This window comes from Lacticaseibacillus sp. 30, from assembly GCF_053819265.1.
Map to the genome: position 1 here is coordinate 52108 of NZ_JBSOQX010000001.1, position 19301 is coordinate 71408.

Consider the following 19301-nt stretch of genomic DNA (forward strand, 5'->3'; position numbering starts at 1 on the left):
GTTCGCAGGCGCAAAAACCTGCACATAAGGACCTTGATCGCAATGGCCAAACCCGGGCCATCACGTTCAAGGCCGCTTATGCTCCGGTTTCTAACCGCGCTTGCTCACGCTCTTGTCTGAAAACGCGTTCGCAGGCGCAAAAACCTGCACATAAGGACCTTGATCGCAATGGCCAAACCCGGGCCATCACGTTCAAGGCCGCTTATGCTCCGTCTAACCGCGCTTGCTCACGCTCTTGTCTGAAACGCGTTCGCAGGCGCAGAAACCTGCACATAAGAACCTTGATCGCAATGGCCAAACCCGGGCCATCACGTTCAAGGCCGCTTATGCTCCGGTTTCTAACCGCGCCTGCTCACGCTCTGCTTGAAACGCGATCACCACCCCAGAAACCTGCGTGTAAGGACCTTGACCGCAATGGCCAAACCCGGGCCATCACGTTCAAGGCCACTTACACTCCGGTTTCTAACCGGGGTGGCTCACGCTCTGCTTGAAATTTTCCTTCAAAATCTCGATAATGAAAGAGTTAAGATGCGAAAGGATAGCACGGTCATTGATTGGGACTTTTGAATCATTGGCCGTGACTAAAGGGGATTGACTTGTGACGAAGTTGTATTTTGTACGTCATGGCAAAACAGAATGGAATAATCAAGGACGTTATCAAGGAGCTAATGGGGACTCGCCGTTATTGCCGGAGAGTTATGCGCAAATTAAGGCGTTGGCCGGTTATTTGCAAGGAATTCCTTTTATGCATGCTTATGTCAGTCCATTAAAGCGTGCACGAACAACTGCCCAAACCTTGATTAAAGATTTGGATGAGTCAATTCCGTTGACCATTATGCCAGCTTTGCGGGAGTTCAATCTCGGTAAAATGGAAGGGATGACGTTTACTGATGTAGGTAAGCATTTTCCTCAGGAGCTGCATGCCTTTCGTCATGAACCGGCAGCCTATGATCCACGAAAAATACATGGGGAATCTTTTTCACAACTGATTAATCGGGCTATTCCGGCGATCGTGGCGACTGTGGCCATGGATCGCACTGGTGAGGCTAATTTGCTGTACGTCAGCCACGGGGCCGCACTCGCTGCGGTGATTCAAAGTCTGTTGGGCACACCACTGGCGGATATTCGCAAAGACGGAGGTTTGACCAATAGCAGTGTGACCATTTTGCACGCAGATGGACCGACCTTGCCGTTTACCTTGCTGGATTGGAATGAAACCAGTTTCTTACCGGAACCGCCAAAAGCAACGGATACGATTTGAGTTGCTACGGCTGTCAACAACGAGATAAGAGGGTCAAATGGATTCAAAAATTTTAACCATGTTCAACCAAGGCAAGCATGAGGAGGCGATTCAAGCGGCAGTCAAAGCCATTGATGCTGCCCCTGATGATCCGAAACGCTATGCGATGTTGGCAACAATGCTGATTAGTATCAAAGCGCTGGATCAGGCCGGTGAATTGCTGGCCAAAGCGCGCCAGCTTTTTCCAGAGGATCTGGAATTGCAATACACCGCTGGCTTGTTTGCGTATGCTCAAGCGGACTTTGCGGCTGCAGTTTCATGGTTTGCCAAGGTTAGAACCGACCAGACTTTGAAAAATGATGCTACCTACATGTTGGCTTTAAGCTACCAACAAGCTGGCCAGCCAACGAAGGCATTGGCGTTTGCATTAACGGCGCATGACTTGGCGCCAAAGCAGCTCGATGCCGCCCTTTTAGCAGCTGATTTGCTGATGGCAAACGATGTGTTTGACGCAGCAGCCCGAGTGTTGAAACCATTGTTGGCAACCGAACAGCCACAGGTTCTGTTCACGTACGGCATAGCACTGAGCGCCGCTGGTAAAGATGGCAGTCATTATTTGAACAAGGCCAAGGCACTCGATCCAAAAGGGTATGATCAAAAAGCTAACATTGTCGCTGATATCAACCGATTCTTGCGATTGCAGGAGGGTCAAGATGGACACGCGTGAGGAGACTGTCACCGGTCGGGTCAAAAGTATCTTTTTCCAGAATCCAACAAATTTTTTTAAAATTCTTCTGATCGAAATCTCTGCGACGACTATCACCTGGACAGAGTCAGATATTGTGGTGACAGGAACGTTTGGTGATATTAAGGAAGATGCGACCTACACGTTCACTGGGCATGTCGTGGATCATCCTAAGTATGGGCAGCAGTTTCAAGCAGACAATTACCATGCGGATCAGCCGACGAATAAAAGTGGGCTGGTCGATTATTTGAGCTCAGATAAGTTCCCGGGGATCGGTCCGAAAACGGCAACGAAAATTATCGATCATTTGGGTATGGATGCTATTGACAAGATTCTGGATGATCCGAAGGTTTTGGCAGGCTTAGGCATGACAGCTGCCAAGCGTGATATGTTGGCGACGAATCTGAAATCGAACCAAGGCATGGAACGGGTTATTATTGGTCTTAACGATTACGGTTTTACTAGCAATATGGCAGGTCGTATTTACCAACAATATCAAAATGACGCCTTAGATGTGATTAAGCACAATCCGTATCAATTGATTAACGATATTGATGGTATCGGCTTTACTCGGGCTGATCAGATTGCGGCAAAATTGGCGATTGCACCGACTTCGCAGCTTCGTCTTGGCGGTGCAGTGATGGATACCCTGCAGCGGTTGACTGATGGCGAAGGTGATACCTATGTGACGCTGAAGTCATTGGTCACTCAGACACTTGATTTATTGGAACGCGCGAGAAACGTTGCCGTTTCGCCAGACGCAGTAGGACAGGCAATTGTGACGCTGGCTAAAGACAATGCCCTGATTGCAGAAGGCGACCGCATTTTCCCGAAACGATTATATGATGCTGAATGGCAGATTGGTCGGCAACTAAAAGGACTGGCAGAGGCAGACGCAACGGCTACTGAACCTGAATTGGCTGAGATTGAAAAAACGTTAGCGGCGGTCGAGGCGGATACCGGTATTGCGTATGATGCGACGCAAAGAAAAGCCATTGTCACGGCGTTACAGTCGCCCATTTTTCTGTTGACTGGAGGACCTGGTACTGGGAAAACCACAGTAACAGATGGTATCGTGCGGACGTATGCACGGTTGCATGACCTTTCATTGGATCTTGATCAGTATACGACTGACGAGCCATTTCCAATCATGCTGGCAGCGCCAACCGGGCGGGCAGCGAAACGGATTAGTGAAACCACCCAACTGCCAGCCAGTACGATTCATCGCCTGCTCGGTTTAGGTGTTGACACGCAAGAATTTGCACCTAATGAGTTACCAAATGGCCTGTTGATTATTGATGAGATGTCAATGGTTGACACTTACTTGTTCCGGACACTTTTGACGGCATTACATCCCGGAATGAAAATTGTCTTGGTTGGCGATAAAGACCAGTTACCAAGTGTCGGTCCCGGACAAGTATTCGCTGATTTATTGCGCAGCGGCGTGCTGCCGCAAACAGCGCTGACGCATATTCATCGTCAGGATGCCGACAGTTCAATTATTCCGCTAGCGCATGCAGTTAATGCTGGCAAGTTGCCGGATGATTTTACCAAGCCGCAAGTTGATCGCAGTTTTTTGGCGTGTGCGCCTAGTCAGGTACCTGAAGTTGTCGGACAAGTGGTGCAACGAGCCGCAGTCAAACAATTCTCGATCGCGGATATTCAAGTGTTGGCACCTATGTACCGCGGAACCGCTGGTATTGATCGTTTGAATCCGTTACTGCAAAACATTTTGAATCCAAAACGCAGTGCCCGAACGAAAGCAATTCAGTTTGGAGAAACGGAATATCGAATTGGTGATAAGGTGTTGCAACTGGTCAATGATCCCAACCAAAATGTTTTTAACGGTGAAATCGGTCAGATTGTCGGCATTACTTTGGGCAAGGAAGCCGAAAGCAAGACGGACGAATTAACGATAGATTTTGACGGCAATGAAATCACTTGCAAACGCAGTGATTTTAATAAGATTACGCTTGCTTATGCCACTTCGATTCATAAAGCCCAAGGCAGTGAGTTCCCGATGGTGATTTTGCCGTTAACCTTGCAAAGTCGCCGGATGTTGCGACGTAACTTGTTGTACACCGCCATTACGCGGGCTAAATCATTTTTGATTTTGGTTGGCGAACTGGCAGCCTTTCAGGAAGCAGTCAGTGAAGTAGCCGTTAATCGACATACTGGGCTGGTCGATCGGCTCATGACCGTATTTGGCAAAACCGTTGCCCCTCAGGTTGCTGATGCTTCAGCAACCAAGGATATTTCAGCAAGTCCCAGTGAGCCGCAAATTGACACAACTGCAATTGACTTGGATAATGAAGTTAAACAACAACCACCGGCAGCGCACCAATTAACGCCTGCCTTGGTGGCTTCTCAACGAATCGATCCCATGATTGGGATGGATGGTATCACTCCGCAAATGTTTATGACGAAGGAGAATTAACTAGCTATGGAGGACAACATACGCAAGTCACTGGTGATTAAGCCAGTGACGCCTCAGGATCTCGAGCAGTTCAACGATCTATTAACTTATGTGTTTCAAGTGACTCAAAAGGACTTGGAACAATCCGGTTATGAGGAAGGGGAGTTAGAACGAGCTAAGCGTCCAGTTTTAGAGAAATCGGATGTTTTGGGCTGGTTTCACAAAGATGAGCTTGTCAGTTCACTGGCCATTTATCCTTGCACAGTGAATATTCACGGCACATTATACAAAATGGCTGGTTTGACAGGGGTTGGCACGTATCCAGAGTATGCCGGCCACGGTTTGATGCACGATCTTGTCCGACTTGGCTTGCAGCATATGCGTGACCACAAGCAGTGGATTTCGTACTTATATCCTTACAGCATCCCTTTTTACCGAAAAAAGGGATGGGAAATCATGTCCGATCATCTCACTTTTGACGTGAAAGACACACAATTACCTAAACAGGTGAATGTGCCCGGACATGTTGAGCGTCTGGAAATCGATGATCCTGATGTGATTGAAACGTATAATCGCTTCGCCATGAAAAATCATGGGGCGATGATCCGCAACCAGTTGAATTGGGACGAATACTGGCGTTGGGAAAACGAGGAGGAGCGTACGGCTGGTGTTTATTATGACGCCAACGATGAACCACAAGGCTATGTTCTATATTGGATTGCCGACGAGGTTTTCCACGTCAAGGAAATGATTTACACCAACCAAGAAGCCCGAGTCGGGTTATGGAACTTTATTAGTGCTCATTTTTCAATGGTGACGCACGTTAAAGGTAACATTTACAAAAATGAACCGTTGCACTTTTTGTTAGATGATGGTGATATCTATCAGACGATCAAACCATACTTTATGGCCCGGATTGTGGATGTGAAGGCTTTTCTGAAGCAGTATCCGTTTGCGGCTGAAACGCCTGAGTCGTTTCATTTTGTCGTAACTGATCCTTTGGCGCCGTGGAACAATGGGACCTTTGGGGTTTATTGGGACGAAAAAAGTCAAGTTCAAATTACTGACCGGCCGGTGGGTGAGGAGATAAAAACTGATATCCAAACCCTAACAACCATGTTGATGAGTTATCGGCGGCCATCGTATTTGGCCCAGATTGAACGACTTTTTGCTAGTAAGCATGCGATTAAGTTGCTGGAAAATGCCATTCCAATGGAAGAACCTTATTTTTCAGATTATTTTTGATCGTCATGTTCAATCACAGAAAAAGCGCTGCACCTACCAGAAGAAAACTGGCGGTACAGCGCTTTTTGATCGGTTTAAATACTGCGATCAATCCAAAATTTTTGTTTGGCCATTGAGAAGTCGATTTCAAACGGCCGTGTTCCCATTTCCTCGCCATCCATCTGACCAAACTCGAGCGAACTGGTCTCAACTGTTAACTTGTCTGCGTGGAAAATGTGAGTAGCCCGACTTGTCGGTTTTTTACCACGCATGAGTTGAATCATCGCCAACGCCCATGAGACGATATTAAACCATTCAACAATCACGAGATCAAGTTTCCCGTCGGTTGGGTTAGCCGGTTTGTAAAGACGAATGCCACCGCCAAAATAAGGAATGTTGGTGGTGGTGCAGATATAGGCGCGATGAAAAAAATGGCGAACGCCTTTTTCATAGACGGCAACCGGGAAGGGACGGCGAGTCATCAGCATACCGACAACATGAAATAAGTAGGTGAGTTTACCAAGATGCAGCCTATTGAGCAATTGCTTACTATCACTGCGGTTAGCAGCATTAACAACGGCAGCGTCAAAGCCAATACCGATATTATTCACGAAATAGCCACTTTCGCCGCGGGTGCGTTCATGAAATCGCCCGATATCAATCGTGACCGCTTCTGTAGCCTGTAATACTTGTTCCAGCGCATGCATCGGATCTTCAGACATACCGATACCGCGAGCGAAATCATTACCCGATCCGGCTGGTACGTAAGCAACAGGAATCTCTGACTGGCGTGTGCCAGCTAACCCATTGATCGCTTGATTCAAGGTGCCATCCCCGCCAATGACTAACAAAACCGGATGCTCACGTCGATTGAAATCACCAATTTGCTTTGTGATCACGTTGGTATGTCCGGGATAGCGGGAAGTTTTGATGGCATAAGCCAAATGACGCTGATCCAAAACGGCCTTCACTTGTTTATAAATTGGAATCGACGAACCACCGCCAGCCGCCGGATTATAGATAATATAATAAAAAACAGCCGTCATCAGCTTTCCTCCTAATAGACACGCACTCAATTATACCGAAAATAAGGCGAAAAACAATGGAACAGTGACGACCTTATTGTCATCAAACGAACATTTTTTGAAGAGGCAGATGACTACGAACCAGCAAAGTGTCGGTCCAGCACCTAGCAAGGCGGCAACAGGATTTTAATCATGATTTTTGGTAATAGATGCCAATAAAAAAGCCACGCGACAAGCACCTAAGTGGTTGTCGCGTGACTGTTAATCATTTTCAGTTAATGAGTGACGTTGCCAGCTATCTGACCGGAATTTAGAGCAAAATCAGCATCGGTAAAATAACCGGGTGTCGTTCTGTTTTGTCGAACAAAAATTCTTGCAAGTTGCTGGTGATTGCATCTTTTAAGCTAGCTTCCGTCACCTTTTCACTGCTTGAGAAGGTTGACTTAATGGTGCGATAGACGCGCCGCTGAGCCTGATTAATCAACTCGCCGGATTCACGCATATAGATGAAGCCGCGAGAAAGCAGATCAGGACCAGCTAAGACCGCTTGTTTTTGCATATTGATCGTGGCAACGACCACAACCAAGCCTTCCTCAGACAACATGCGCCGATCGTGAATGACAGCATTACCGATGTCGCCGACACCATTACCATCAATGTAAACATCGCCAGCAGGGAAGTGACCGGCAATTCGAGCACTATCTTGCGTAAGAGCTAATACATCGCCATTTTCCATAATGTAGCAATTCTTTTCAGGGACGCCGCATTGTTGGGCAAGTTCGCAATGAATCTTTTGCATCCGGTATTCACCATGGCAAGCCATAAAGAATTTTGGCTTGATTAGCCGCAACATAAGCTTCTGGTCTTCTTGACCGCCATGACCGGAAGTGTGGACGTTGTTGACCTTGCCATGGATGACCTCGGCACCAGCTTCACTTAGCTGATTGATCACGTGATTAACACTGACAGTATTGCCGGGAATCGGATTACTGGAGAAGATGACGGTATCCCCAGGTTGAATACTGATTTGTCGATGCGTGCCATTAGCAATTCGGCTCAGCGCTGCCATTGGTTCGCCTTGTGAACCGGTACAGAGGATCATCACTTTATCAGCTGGCATCGAATTAAGTTGATGGGCATCAATCAAGACGTCATCAGGGATGTTAAGGTAGCCAAGTTCGCGGCCATTGACCATCGCAGTTTCCATTGAACGGCCAAAAACAGCAATTTTACGACCGTGTGCCATTGCCGCATCAGCTGCTTGGGCGATCCGTGAAATGTTTGACGCAAAGGTGGCAAATATGATGCGACCATCAATTCGATCAAAAATGTGGCGAATTGACTTGCCAACAAATCGTTCTGACTTAGTAAATGTCGGTACTTCCGCGTTGGTCGAATCCGACATCAGTACCAGCACGCCTTCTTCGGCGAACCGGCACATTTTTTGGAAGTTAGGGGATGGCTGATCGCCAACTGGCGTGAGATCAAACTTGAAGTCCCCGGTTTGAATGACGATGCCTTGCGGTGTATGAACCGCGATCCCCAGCGTATCCGGAATACTGTGGGTCGTGCGGAAGAACTCAACACTAAGTTTTTTGAACTTCAACACGGTGTCTTCGTTAATTTCAGTTAATTTGGTAGTGCGTAACAAACCGTGTTCTTCAAGTTTGCCACGAATCAAAGCTGCTGCTAACGGACCAGCGTAAATTGGCACATTCGGTACCTGCTGTAAGAAGTAGGGAATACCACCAATATGATCTTCATGTCCGTGAGTAATAACCAGTGCTTTGATCTTGTCTTTGTTTTGAACCAAGTAGGAATAATCGGAAATGACATAATCAATCCCAAGCAGATCATCTTCAGGGAACTTGATCCCTGCATCAATCACGATGATTTCATCTTGGAATTGAACCCCGTACATGTTCTTCCCAATTTCACCTAAACCGCCGACAGCAAAGACGGCGGTTTCGTTATTCTTAATATTTAATTTCATATAATTAGAAAGTTGTCAGCTTAAAGTTGGCTGACTTTTCCTCGTATTCCAGGAAGTTTCCGGATAATTCCTGGATGAATTCAATATTATAAGGCGTGTTCTTTTCAACAAGCGCACGCGCTTCAACCGCAGATGGCGCCTCGAGGTAAAGCGTCTGGGTTGTTTCCCGTCGTGGATTTTGAATCTTGTCTTTCTGATATAAGACTTTGTAGATCATGATGGACTCCTTCCGTGGTACAAAAAGAAAGGAAGTGCAACAAAACGGCTTCCGAAAAAAAGGACATACCATCAAGATGGAAAACCACAACAGACATGGTCTATCTTATTGGGATGGCCGATATTTCTCGTCGTTCGAACCCGAAAACAGGCATACCTGCGCTATTTCGTCGTTCTATTTCTGTCACAACTCCTAAATACTTTATGACCGATCGATTTGTTGTGAAAACAACAGCTAGCAACAGTCTATCATATTTGAAACGGTGTGAACAGACCAGAGCGTGAACCAGCCCGGTTAGAAAAACCGGAGTGTAAGTGCTACTCAACGTGATGTCCGGAGTGAGGCTATTGCGTTCAAGGTTGTTATACGTAGGTTTCTGAACTGGCGACCGCGGTTATGCGGCAATTGTAAGGTCTATCCTTGTGGTGCTAATGCGGCTGGCACACTGATCCTAGTACTCTCTTAGGAATCAAACCAGATGATGCCCACGAGTTTATGACCAGCTATTATTGTCAAGCTAACCTCCGATTGCAAGAATCACATTGGCGATAGCATGGTTGTTCTGGGTATAATAAAGGTAAGAATCAATAACATATTGGCTTTTGAAGGGAGTGGACGTTGTGGTCTGGCTTATCGTTGTTCTAGTTCTGATCGTGCTCATCGTTTTGTGGGTGCTCAGGAAGCGCTGGCGGCGTAATAAAGCAATCCAAATTCTGCTTCATCATAGCCAGCGACTAAGTGATCAGGTCATGGATGCTGCTTTAACATCACTTAAAATCCCTGTCCAAGAACCTTTGACTTCAAAACCAATTACGGACATTTGGGGTCATGGTGTGATGGCGTTCTCCTATATTTTCCCCAAGAGCTTTTCCACCATTGATCAGCATCAATTAGCCGACGCTTTGCAAAAAGCGGCTGAAGAATTGGATATTGCCAGTTCCGATCCGGCATTACCGCCTTTTGTGATCACGGATTACTTTGAACTAGAGGGGCAGCAACATGTTGATCTCGCTTTTATTGCTAATGAGGCTACCATAGAATATGTCCGCGATGTGAATCGCGTTGCTTAATTTTAGAAAGTGTCGAATGGAGGGGTTCAAGTGAACGATGATCAGGATTTATTGATGCGTCAGATCAAAAGTTTTGCCCAAGGATTAGGCGCTGTGATGAGTAAGAAAGATCGACGCCCAGATGATCCAGTCGTCGTTTTCCACGATGCGGAAGTCAGCTTGGCCAGCTATCAAGCAAAACTGATAACTGAAGTGAAGGAAAATGGCTTTTCGGCAGCTAAAGCACTTTTGACAACATGGCGGGACACCCGCTTATCACGACGACAGTACGAAGACTTAACGGCATGGTTGCAGGGACAACGATTTGTGTATAAAGAATCGTAAGTTGGGTGAAAAATAGTGTCAAAAAAAGAAGGCTTTAAGCCTTCTTTTTAGTACAAACGTATTTTACTTGATAATGACGGCATCCGGGTCGATGGTGAAAGGATGTTCCTTATTAATATGATCGTAAAACAGGACGCCATTTAAGTGATCGATTTCGTGCTGGCAAACGATAGCCGGATAGTTCTTCAGACGAATCTTTTTATGTTCACCGGCTTCATTTTGATAACTGATGGTAATCCGATCAGCCCGGACGACATATCCGGGAACATCCTTATCAACGGACAGGCAACCTTCGCCTTCAGCCAAAGCAGCATGTTGAACGCTGTTGCTGATGATCCGCGGATTAATCAAAACTTCTTTAAAGAGGATTTCATTATCGTCACCGGGAACCAAAACAGCAGCCATCGCCTTGCTTTGCCCAACTTGTGGCGCAGCTAGTCCAACGCCAGGACGCAAATGATACTTTTCGTTTTGTTCTTCATCTTGGCTGATGACCAAGTAAGCCATCATATCATGCGCCAGTTGCTTGTCCTCGTCAGAAAGTGGGAACGTGACTGGCTTTGCCGTTTCACGCAGGACCTTGGCCCCATCGCGCGTGATATCCTTCATCAAATACACAATCTGTACCTCCGTTCATTTCTTCTACTAGATTAGCACAGGACCAGAAGGCTGAAAAGCTTCGCGTGCAAGAGGTTTGCCTTAAATGCTGCAATAGCAGAAACTTTTTCTGTGTCTGGGTGATAAGCAAGAAAAAAACTATTTTTGAAGCTTTGCTCATTTTCAAGAAATTCACGCTATTTCGATTCATAAAGCTACAGAAAAAATAATAGCTCTGTATCACTTAGAAAGACAAATACAAAATGTTTTTTGTCTAATTGATGATTCGCAAGTTTTATGTTCTAACCAACAACCTTTTTGAATCGCCATGATTGTTCAGCTGTGCTCGATTCGGTGAAACATTTGACATTCGGTTTTTTTTACCCTACTATATAGAAGGTTAAACAAATACGGTGCTTTCCGTTAGGTGAGGCTCCTATACGAACAATGCTGCTGCTCAGAAACATCGAGAGATGCCAATTGAGTCAACTGCGTCTGCCCATTAAGGCTTACGCTAATGCAGCTGAAGCTCGCTTCTAGGCGTATAGTGCTAAAACTAAACGATTGGGATGCTTTTTCTGCACGCTCTCAATCGGCGTGCAATTTTTTTGCCTAATGAAAAGCTGAGGAAAAGGTGGTGAGCATAATGGAACAATCTTCAAAGAGTAGCGGTAGTAGTAGCGATTTAGCTGATCCCGGAAGGCCCATTGTGCTGCCGCTACGATCTCTTAAGTGAAATTAATGGATTTGGCAGCATCGCGGTCCTTCTCGGGAAACGGGAAGGAGTTTGTCGATGTTGATGATGGTTTCGAGTGGCCTGTCACGCTACGAAGCGCAAAAGGCCCAACAAACAGTTACACCACGTCCTAATACGATCAACAAGGCAAGTCTCTTCTTACCGTTGTTGATCATGACTGCCGGTGTCAGTGGCTTGATCAGTGTGATCACTCGCAACTGGCTTCTTACAGTTGTTATCGGCGTGTTGCTTAGTATGATGATGGCTGTGATCGTTTATCTGCTCACAGCTGCTACCCGACATCAGGGCGATCCCAAACAGACGGTTTTGGTTGTACGCGAGGGCTTGGTTCGCCAAGTGAGCGCAAATGACCTTGTCGTCGGTGACGTCCTGATGTTGACGACAGGAGAAAAACTGCCTGTTGACGTTGCGTTGGCTCCCGATGCACACGTTTCCTTGCCAAGTGATTTGGCCGGGCTGCTGGCTTTGATTGGTCGGCAGGTACCAGCGGGGGTAGGCATTGCTGGCGCTGTGATGGCGACCGATGCCCAAGCAACCGTCACGGCGGTTTTGCGTGATGGTCTTGTCGACCATGCCTTTGCACAATTGAACGGAAAGACGGAAAATCATGCGCCAGCTTCACTTGTAACGAGTGCGGCAGTTGGTTTTGTCCTTGCGCTAAAACAGATTTTTCGGGTATCCGGCATTGCTGTATCACTCCTGGCAAGTGAATTGTTAAGAAGTAAACAAGTAAATCGTGCACAGCAGGTTCGGTTACATGCCGACCTTGCCCAACACGCCACCTTGGTTGGCGCCATGAAACATCACAGTAAAACAAGTGATTTTCGGCACAACCAAGATCCGGTCTCGTGAAGCACGATGAATGAATCCATTAAAAGAGGCACGCGCTTGTGAAGCGACGTGCTCTTTTTGTGTCTTATTTTTTATAAGGTTCTGTTATAGTCCCATTCGTTAAAAAATGAGGCACAACAAGCTCGGAAAAGGATTCCCGCCAGTGCTGAAATAAAACGCTTGCAAGGATAAAACCGCAATGTTACGCTTGGTTTGTAAAGATTTTCATTAGTACAGTTTTCCTGCGTTAATGACAACAGGAATGGAAAGAGGTTCTGATTATGGCAAAACAGCATGCTGCAGTTGATTTCAAGAAACTGTTGGAAAATCAAGATGCCGATTTTAAGCCGACCATCCAAATTCTGGATGAAGCGGGCAAGGTCGTCAATCCTGATATCATGCCCGATCTGAGTGATGATCAGTTGGTCGACTTGATGTCCAAAATGGTTTGGCAGCGGGTTCTTGATCAACGAGCAACCGCGTTGAATCGGCAAGGACGATTAGGTTTTTATGCGCCAAGCGCTGGTGAAGAGGCCAGCATGATTGGCAGCCATTCGGCCATGAAAACAACGGACTGGTTGTTACCTGCTTACCGTGACTTGCCACAGTTGATTCAACATGGCTTGCCACTGGATAAAGCATTCTTATGGTCTCGTGGTCATGTTGCCGGTAATGAATACCCAGAAGATTTTCACGCGTTACCGCCTCAGATTATTATTGGTGCGCAGTACGTCCAAACAGCCGGCGTTGCACTCGGCTTAAAGAAGAATGGCAGTGATGAAGTGGCCTTCACGTATACCGGTGATGGCGGCACGTCACAAGGTGATTTCTACGAAGGTGTCAACTTTGCTGGTCATTTCAAAGCCCCAGCAATCTTTATTGTGCAAGATAACGGCTTTGCGATTTCTGTACCGCGGGCCAGTCAGACGGCTGCGAAGACTTTAGCGCAAAAAGCAGTTGCTGCTGGTATTCCAGGTGTGCAAGTTGACGGTATGGATGCCCTAGCTGTCTATGAAGTGACAAAAGAAGCGCGCGCATGGACCGCCGCTGGTAATGGCCCTGTCTTGATTGAGACGCTGACCTATCGTTATGGGCCACATACGTTATCTGGCGATGATCCGACGCGTTATCGTTCCAAGGAGACAGATGAGTTATGGCAAAAGCGCGATCCGTTAATTCGAATGCGGAACTACCTGACTGATAAGGGACTTTGGAACAAAGACAAGGAAGACGCCTTAATTGATCAAGTTAAGGATGAAATTAAGGACGCAATTAACAAAGCTGATAAGGCACCACAGCAGACGGTATCCCGCTTCCTAAAGGACACGTACGAGACCGCACCGCAAAATGTTGCTGAACAGCTGGCAGAATTTCAAGGAAAGGAGTCGAAGTAACCATGGCACAAAAAACAATGATCCAAGCCATCACGGATGCGCTTGATGTTGAGTTGGCGAACGACCCTAAGACCTTGGTATTCGGCGAAGATGTCGGGAAAAACGGTGGTGTTTTCCGTGCAACTGATGGTTTGCAAGCAAAATACGGTGAGGATCGGGTTTTCGATACCCCACTAGCGGAATCTGGCATCGGTGGTTTGTCGATTGGGTTGGCATTGACCGGTTGGCGGCCAATTCCTGAAATTCAGTTTTTCGGATTCGTTTTTGAAACGATGGACAGCATTGGTGGTCAGATGTCACGGATGCGTTACCGGATGGGCGGCACTCGCTCAATGCCGATCACGATTCGGGCGCCTTTTGGCGGTGGTGTTCACACCCCAGAAATGCACAGTGACAACTTTGAAGGGTTAATTGCGCAATTTCCTGGTATGCGTGTCGTTATTCCAAGCAATCCATATGATGCCAAAGGTTTGCTGATTAGTTCGATCCGGAGCAATGATCCGGTATTGTTCCTTGAGCATATGAAACTTTATCGTTCCTTCCGGCAAGATGTTCCAGAGGGCACGTACACGGTACCGTTGGACAAAGCGGCGGTGACCCGCGAAGGTTCAGATGTATCGATCATCACGTATGGTGCGATGGTTCGCGAAGCGCTGAAAGCTGCTGATAATTTAGCCAAAGATGGCATTCAGGCTGAAATTGTTGACTTGCGGACGATTGCGCCACTTGATGTCGAAACGATCATCAATTCGGTCAAAAAGACGCATAAGGTTGTTGTGGTGCAAGAAGCACAACGCATGGCCGGTGTTGCATCAACGGTGATCAGTGAGATTTCCGAACGGGCGATTCTGTCGCTTGAGGCACCGATTGGTCGGGTTGCCGCTCCGGATACCCCGTTCCCATTTGGCCAAGCTGAAAACATTTGGCTGCCAAATGCTAAGGATATTGAAGCTAAAGTCCGGGAAACCGTTAATTTCTAGAAAGAAGAGGTGCCAACATGGCTTTTGAATTCAAACTGCCAGAACTTGGCGAAGGCTTGGCAGAAGGCGAAATCGTTAAGTGGGACGTCAAACCTGGTGATGACATCAAGGAAGACGATACCTTACTTGAGGTTCAAAGTGATAAAAGTGTTGAAGAGATTCCATCCCCGGTCTCCGGCAAAATTTTAAAAATTCTTGTTCCAGAAGGGGAAACCGCGTCAGTTGGTGATCTATTGGTTGAAATCGATGATGGCTCCGGACCGGCAGCTGCACCGGCTGCACCTGCGACTGCAACAGCAGCCCCTGCGACACCCGCTCCAGCAACGCCTGCTGTGCAACCTGCACCTGCGCAATCGGTTTATCAGTTTAAGTTACCCGAACTAGGCGAGGGTTTGGCAGAAGGCGAAATTGTTAAATGGTCAGTCAAGCCTGGCGATCAAATCAAAGAGGACGACACGCTGTTAGAAGTTCAAAGCGACAAGAGTGTCGAAGAAATTCCTTCTCCAGTTGCCGGAACGGTTGTTAAGATTCTGGTACCAGAAGGCGAAACCGCGACAGTCGGTGAAGCGCTGGTTGATATTGATGCACCGGGTCATAATGACACATCGGTTGCTACTGAGGCTGGCGCTGCACCGCAGCCGGTTGCTGCAACACCGGCTGCGACGCCAGCTGCACCAGCAGCGGGTGGCGTGCCGGCCATCACCGATCCGAACCGGGAAATTTTAGCAATGCCATCTGTGCGTCAGTATGCACGCGAACAGGGCATTGACATCTCACAAGTGCCAGCAACCGGCAAACATGGCCGAATTACCAAGGCTGATGTCGATGCATTCAAGACGGGCGCATCAGCTGCATCTGCACAGCCAGCAGCCCCTGCTGCTCAGGCACAACCGCAACCAGCCACAGCAAAGCCAGCTGCACCGGCAGCACCAAAGCCACAAGCAGTTGCACCATACGTTTCGAGTGGTAATGAAGCTGAACTTGAAACCCGTGAAAAGATGACCCCAACTCGGAAAGCGATTGCTAAGGCGATGCTTGCTTCTAAGCAACGTAGCCCGCATGTGACGAGTTTTGATGACGTTGAAGTTTCTAAGTTAATGGCTCATCGCAAGAAGTACAAGCAATACGCAGCTGATAAGGGTATCAAGTTAACCTTCCTGCCGTATATCGTCAAAGCACTTGTGACGGTGTTGCGTGAATATCCAGAATTCAATGCGTCCATTGATGATACAACGGATGAAATTGTCTATAAGCATTACTTCAACATTGGGATTGCAACAAATACGGATCACGGCTTGTATGTGCCTGTGATCAAGAATGCCGATGCAAAGAGTATGTTTGAAATTGCTAAGGAAATTAGTGAAAATGCCCAGAAGGCTTATGACAGCAAACTAAAGCCGGATGAAATGCGCGGTGGCTCCATGACCATCAGTAACGTTGGGTCAATTGGCGGCGGCTGGTTCACCCCAGTGATCAATCAACCTGAAGTTGCGATTCTCGGAGTGGGCAAAATTGCTAAGGAGCCTTATGTCAACGAAGACAACGAAATTGTGGTTGGCAACATGTTGAAATTAAGTTTGAGCTATGACCATCGTTTGATTGACGGCGCGTTAGCACAAACCGCCTTGAATCTGATGGATAAATTGTTGGCAGATCCTGATCTGCTGTTGATGGAGGGATAAGCATGGTTGTAGGCGATTTTGCAATCGATTTGGATACCGTCGTCATTGGTTCCGGCCCCGGCGGTTATGTTGCTGCGATTCGCGCAGCTGAAATGGGTCAAAAGGTGACCGTGATTGAGAGCACGTTCATTGGCGGTGTTTGTTTGAATGTCGGCTGCATCCCATCAAAAGCTTTGATCAACGCAGGTCATCGCTATCAAGACGCCTTGGAAGCAAGTACGTTTGGCATTAATGCCAAAGGTGCTGACCTTGATTTCACGAAAACCCAGGAATGGAAGCAAAATAAGGTTGTGCATACGCTGACAAGCGGTGTGTCGATGCTATTCAAGAAACACAAGATTGACACGATTATGGGCACGGCGTTCTTAAAAGATGACCATAGCCTGCGCGTGATGCAAAAAGATTCAGCTCAGACCTATACGTTCAAGAATCTGATCATCGCGACTGGCAGCCGGCCAATCGAAATTAAAGGCTTTAAGTTTGGCAAGCGCATTTTAGATTCAACAGGGGGTCTGAATCTTCCTGAAGTACCAAAAGAATTTGTCGTCATTGGCGGCGGCTATATCGGCTCCGAGTTGGCGAGTGCGTATGCTAATCTTGGCGCGCATGTCACGATTCTTGAAGGCACAAGTTCGATTCTGCCAAACTTTGAGAAGGATATGGTTCAGCTAGTTCTGAATTCCTTCAAAAAACGTGGCGTAACAGTTATTACCAATGCGATGGCTAAAGAAGCTGAAGACACTGGCAAAGGTGTCAAAGTGACGTACACGGCCGATGGTAAGGAACAGACGATTGCAGCTGATTATGTTATGGTGACGGTCGGACGGCGGCCAAATACTGACGATCTTGGTCTCGATATTGTCGGGGTCGAAACAACTGATCGCGGTTTAATCAAGGTCGATTCTCAAGGCCGGACCAACAAACCGAATATCTATGCGATTGGCGACATTGTGCCAGGTGCAGCATTGGCGCATAAGGCTAGCTATGAAGGTAAAGTCGCTGCCGAGGCCATCAGCGGCAAAGCCAGTGCGGTTGACTACAAAGCGATGCCTGCCGTTTGCTTCACGGACCCTGAACTTGCAACAACTGGGATGACAGTTGCCGAGGCGAAGGATAAAGGGATCAAGGCTAAAGCCAGCAAGTTCCCATTTGCTGCCAATGGTCGTGCCCTCAGTCTTGCCCAGACAGAAGGGTTTGTCCGCTTGGTCACTAATGAAAACGGTACGGTTATCGGCGGCCAAGTTGCTGGCGCCGGTGCTAGTGATTTGATTTCCGAACTGACCGTTGTTGTTGAAGGCGGTTTGAACGTTGAGGATCTTGCCTTGACCATTCATCCGCACCCAACACTGAGTGAAGTTATCATGGATGACGCTGAAGTTGCATTGGGACTCCCAATCAATATTTAGTATCTGATAGAGATGTCATGAAGCAGTCTGATCTTCTTGATCAGGCTGTTTTTGTGTCATTTGGTTATCGCTAATGGCGAATGCTGTGAGCATGGCAACAGCTAATTTTTACAAGAAGATGAGAAACGGCTAATATTTCAGTTAGTTAACAATTGCGTCTAAACCCCTTTTTAATTTTGTCTTAAGATTCTGCTTCCGTTAAAATGTAACTAATGGAGTGGAGGGGAAGGGTTTTCATGCAAAGAGTCGTGGTGAGCGGTGCCAGTATCGGGACCCAAGGGCTTTTAGAAACATTAATTGCATCACAGTTGCTGTTGACGGTGGGTTGTTATGAACCAGATGAATCATTGATTGATATGGTTGGGTTGACAGCTTTAAGTCAAATATGTCAAAACACATTTGCAAAAGTCACGCCGAAAGTTTTAAAAGCGGCGGATATTTTAATCTTGACCGATACGGGATCACCTGATGCCGATGATTTTATTGAGACGAATATTGCGGCAATTCGCAAAGTTCTCAATTCAGCGATGGCGGCAGGCTTCACAGGTAGAATCATTGTTGCGATGACACGTGATGAACTTTTCACGTATTTTGCGCAACGTTTTTCCGGAGTGAATAAAAGTCAGGTTGTTGGACTTGGTACGTTTGGTGCAACGTGGCGATTTGAACAATTTCTGGCTGCTAGGTTGGCAGTACCGGCGAAACATGTGACGGCTTATGTGGTAGGTACGCGACAAGCCCCAGTGTTGATTTGGAGCCGAGCTTACGTTGGTGCAACGCCGGTTTTGCGCTTATTAAATGATCAGACGATTTTTACTGATGGCTTGGATGCAGTTCGAAGCTTTTTGAGGAGTCCCTTGACCGTCTTGCTTGGGAGGTTGGTGATTCCGATTATTGCGGCGTATAGTGGCGATAGTTTGATTGGCACGCTGACGCATCTGATGGATGTAGAGGATGACACAGGTCAGGTTTATAGTTCGCCAGTCCTCTTGAATGATAGTGGTGTTGTGACGCTCGCCACAGTTGCTGGTTCGGATGATGAGGAAGCTGCGTTGAGTCAAACGAAACAAACTGTACAGGATCAAATTAAGGCGATAGAACAAGGAGCTAGTAAACATGAAACCTAATTATGCCTATCCACTCGACATTGACTGGACAACTGCCGAAAAAGTAAAAGTCACGACCTTTTATACCTTAGTCGAAGATGCATATGAACACGGTGTTGATCGTGATAATCTGCTTGCAGCGTACCGTGGATTTAAGGAAGTTGTGCCAGATAAAGGAACCGAGCGCAAATTGGATCGGGAGTTTGAAGCACTGTCCGGTTATTCCATGTATACTGTTATACAGATGGCCCGCAAAGGCGTGAGCCAAAAGATTAGGGTAAGGGTGAGTTAACC

General features: G+C 47.1%; 17 protein-coding genes and 1 riboswitch. Of the genes, 13 read left to right on the forward strand and 4 right to left on the reverse strand.

Annotated elements, in window-relative coordinates; all coding sequences use genetic code 11:
* Positions 1-598 precede the first annotated feature (598 nt).
* The 4 genes from ACWPAB_RS00245 to ACWPAB_RS00260 are packed head-to-tail and all read left to right on the forward strand — an operon-like array spanning position 599 to position 5646.
* Positions 599-1261 (forward strand): histidine phosphatase family protein, encoded by a 663-nt coding sequence (locus ACWPAB_RS00245; protein WP_003565202.1) that lies wholly within the window; start codon positions 599-601, stop codon positions 1259-1261.
* A gap of 37 nt (positions 1262-1298) precedes the next feature.
* Positions 1299-1967, forward strand: coding sequence for a CDC27 family protein (locus tag ACWPAB_RS00250; RefSeq protein ID WP_003570160.1), 669 nt, complete (start codon positions 1299-1301; stop codon positions 1965-1967).
* Entirely contained in the window at positions 1954-4422 is a 2469-nt protein-coding gene (gene recD2 / locus ACWPAB_RS00255) for an SF1B family DNA helicase RecD2 (RefSeq protein ID WP_003584334.1), read from the forward strand. Before ACWPAB_RS00250 ends, recD2 begins: the two co-directional genes overlap by 14 nt.
* Before the next feature lie 6 nt (positions 4423-4428).
* Positions 4429-5646 (forward strand): GNAT family N-acetyltransferase, encoded by a 1218-nt coding sequence (locus ACWPAB_RS00260; RefSeq protein ID WP_003584336.1) that lies wholly within the window; start codon positions 4429-4431, stop codon positions 5644-5646.
* A gap of 74 nt (positions 5647-5720) precedes the next feature.
* Here the strand turns inward: ACWPAB_RS00260 and ACWPAB_RS00265 are convergent, their stop codons facing one another.
* The 3 genes from ACWPAB_RS00265 to ACWPAB_RS00275 form a co-directional block, all read right to left on the reverse strand.
* The gene (locus tag ACWPAB_RS00265) at positions 5721-6671 is read right to left on the reverse strand and encodes a diacylglycerol/lipid kinase family protein (RefSeq protein WP_003570166.1); all 951 of its coding nucleotides are present in this window, start codon (positions 6669-6671) and stop codon (positions 5721-5723) included.
* Positions 6672-6960: 289 nt separating this feature from the next.
* On the reverse strand, positions 6961-8643 hold the full coding sequence (gene rnjA / locus ACWPAB_RS00270) for a ribonuclease J1 (protein ID WP_016381927.1): 1683 nt from the start codon (positions 8641-8643) through the stop codon (positions 6961-6963).
* Between the two features lie 4 nt (positions 8644-8647).
* Positions 8648-8860, reverse strand: coding sequence for a DNA-dependent RNA polymerase subunit epsilon (locus ACWPAB_RS00275; RefSeq protein WP_003565214.1), 213 nt, complete (start codon positions 8858-8860; stop codon positions 8648-8650).
* A gap of 620 nt (positions 8861-9480) precedes the next feature.
* On the opposite strand from ACWPAB_RS00275, the gene ACWPAB_RS00280 reads away from it, so the two are divergent.
* Positions 9481-9930 carry a hypothetical protein gene (locus ACWPAB_RS00280; protein ID WP_003565216.1) on the forward strand — a complete coding sequence of 150 codons (450 nt, stop codon included), beginning with the start codon at positions 9481-9483 and terminating at the stop codon, positions 9928-9930.
* A gap of 30 nt (positions 9931-9960) precedes the next feature.
* On the forward strand, positions 9961-10254 hold the full coding sequence (locus ACWPAB_RS00285) for a hypothetical protein (protein WP_003570169.1): 294 nt from the start codon (positions 9961-9963) through the stop codon (positions 10252-10254).
* Positions 10255-10317: 63 nt separating this feature from the next.
* Here ACWPAB_RS00285 and def read toward each other — a convergent pair whose 3' ends face one another.
* Positions 10318-10872, reverse strand: coding sequence for a peptide deformylase (gene def / locus ACWPAB_RS00290; protein WP_003565220.1), 555 nt, complete (start codon positions 10870-10872; stop codon positions 10318-10320).
* Between the two features lie 391 nt (positions 10873-11263).
* Positions 11264-11427: riboswitch (M-box (ykoK) riboswitch) on the forward strand.
* A 217-nt stretch (positions 11428-11644) separates the two neighbouring features.
* On the opposite strand from def, the gene ACWPAB_RS00295 reads away from it, so the two are divergent.
* The 7 genes from ACWPAB_RS00295 to ACWPAB_RS00325 all read left to right on the forward strand — a co-directional run bounded on the left by ACWPAB_RS00295 (position 11645) and on the right by ACWPAB_RS00325 (position 19299).
* Entirely contained in the window at positions 11645-12460 is an 816-nt protein-coding gene (locus ACWPAB_RS00295; protein WP_003565222.1) for an ATPase, read from the forward strand.
* Between the two features lie 260 nt (positions 12461-12720).
* A complete protein-coding gene (pdhA, locus tag ACWPAB_RS00300; protein ID WP_003565223.1) occupies positions 12721-13833 on the forward strand; it encodes a pyruvate dehydrogenase (acetyl-transferring) E1 component subunit alpha in 1113 nt (370 codons plus the stop codon).
* 2 nt (positions 13834-13835) lie between these two features.
* Positions 13836-14813: an alpha-ketoacid dehydrogenase subunit beta gene (locus ACWPAB_RS00305; protein WP_003565225.1), complete on the forward strand. Its 978-nt coding sequence runs from the start codon at positions 13836-13838 to the stop codon at positions 14811-14813.
* A 17-nt stretch (positions 14814-14830) separates the two neighbouring features.
* Positions 14831-16495 carry a dihydrolipoyllysine-residue acetyltransferase gene (locus tag ACWPAB_RS00310; protein ID WP_003570173.1) on the forward strand — a complete coding sequence of 555 codons (1665 nt, stop codon included), beginning with the start codon at positions 14831-14833 and terminating at the stop codon, positions 16493-16495.
* A gap of 2 nt (positions 16496-16497) precedes the next feature.
* Positions 16498-17901 (forward strand): dihydrolipoyl dehydrogenase, encoded by a 1404-nt coding sequence (gene lpdA / locus ACWPAB_RS00315; protein ID WP_016381926.1) that lies wholly within the window; start codon positions 16498-16500, stop codon positions 17899-17901.
* A gap of 236 nt (positions 17902-18137) precedes the next feature.
* On the forward strand, positions 18138-19028 hold the full coding sequence (locus ACWPAB_RS00320) for a Rossmann-fold NAD(P)-binding domain-containing protein (RefSeq protein ID WP_003565232.1): 891 nt from the start codon (positions 18138-18140) through the stop codon (positions 19026-19028).
* Positions 19018-19299 carry a UPF0223 family protein gene (locus ACWPAB_RS00325; protein ID WP_003565234.1) on the forward strand — a complete coding sequence of 94 codons (282 nt, stop codon included), beginning with the start codon at positions 19018-19020 and terminating at the stop codon, positions 19297-19299. Before ACWPAB_RS00320 ends, ACWPAB_RS00325 begins: the two co-directional genes overlap by 11 nt.
* Positions 19300-19301 lie beyond the last annotated feature (2 nt).

What these genes read in the sequence shown, in the direction of transcription:
- lpdA (WP_016381926.1), top strand. Translation starts at nt 16,498, where the DNA reads ATGGTTGTAGGCGATTTTGCAATCGATTTGGATACCGTCGTCATTGGT.
- ACWPAB_RS00320 (WP_003565232.1), top strand. Translation starts at nt 18,138, where the DNA reads ATGCAAAGAGTCGTGGTGAGCGGTGCCAGTATCGGGACCCAAGGGCTT.
- rnjA (WP_016381927.1), bottom strand. Translation starts at nt 8,643, where the DNA reads ATGAAATTAAATATTAAGAATAACGAAACCGCCGTCTTTGCTGTCGGC.
- pdhA (WP_003565223.1), top strand. Translation starts at nt 12,721, where the DNA reads ATGGCAAAACAGCATGCTGCAGTTGATTTCAAGAAACTGTTGGAAAAT.
- ACWPAB_RS00325 (WP_003565234.1), top strand. Translation starts at nt 19,018, where the DNA reads ATGAAACCTAATTATGCCTATCCACTCGACATTGACTGGACAACTGCC.
- ACWPAB_RS00295 (WP_003565222.1), top strand. Translation starts at nt 11,645, where the DNA reads ATGTTGATGATGGTTTCGAGTGGCCTGTCACGCTACGAAGCGCAAAAG.
- ACWPAB_RS00275 (WP_003565214.1), bottom strand. Translation starts at nt 8,860, where the DNA reads ATGATCTACAAAGTCTTATATCAGAAAGACAAGATTCAAAATCCACGA.
- recD2 (WP_003584334.1), top strand. Translation starts at nt 1,954, where the DNA reads ATGGACACGCGTGAGGAGACTGTCACCGGTCGGGTCAAAAGTATCTTT.
- ACWPAB_RS00310 (WP_003570173.1), top strand. Translation starts at nt 14,831, where the DNA reads ATGGCTTTTGAATTCAAACTGCCAGAACTTGGCGAAGGCTTGGCAGAA.
- ACWPAB_RS00305 (WP_003565225.1), top strand. Translation starts at nt 13,836, where the DNA reads ATGGCACAAAAAACAATGATCCAAGCCATCACGGATGCGCTTGATGTT.
- ACWPAB_RS00265 (WP_003570166.1), bottom strand. Translation starts at nt 6,671, where the DNA reads ATGACGGCTGTTTTTTATTATATTATCTATAATCCGGCGGCTGGCGGT.
- ACWPAB_RS00260 (WP_003584336.1), top strand. Translation starts at nt 4,429, where the DNA reads ATGGAGGACAACATACGCAAGTCACTGGTGATTAAGCCAGTGACGCCT.
- ACWPAB_RS00250 (WP_003570160.1), top strand. Translation starts at nt 1,299, where the DNA reads ATGGATTCAAAAATTTTAACCATGTTCAACCAAGGCAAGCATGAGGAG.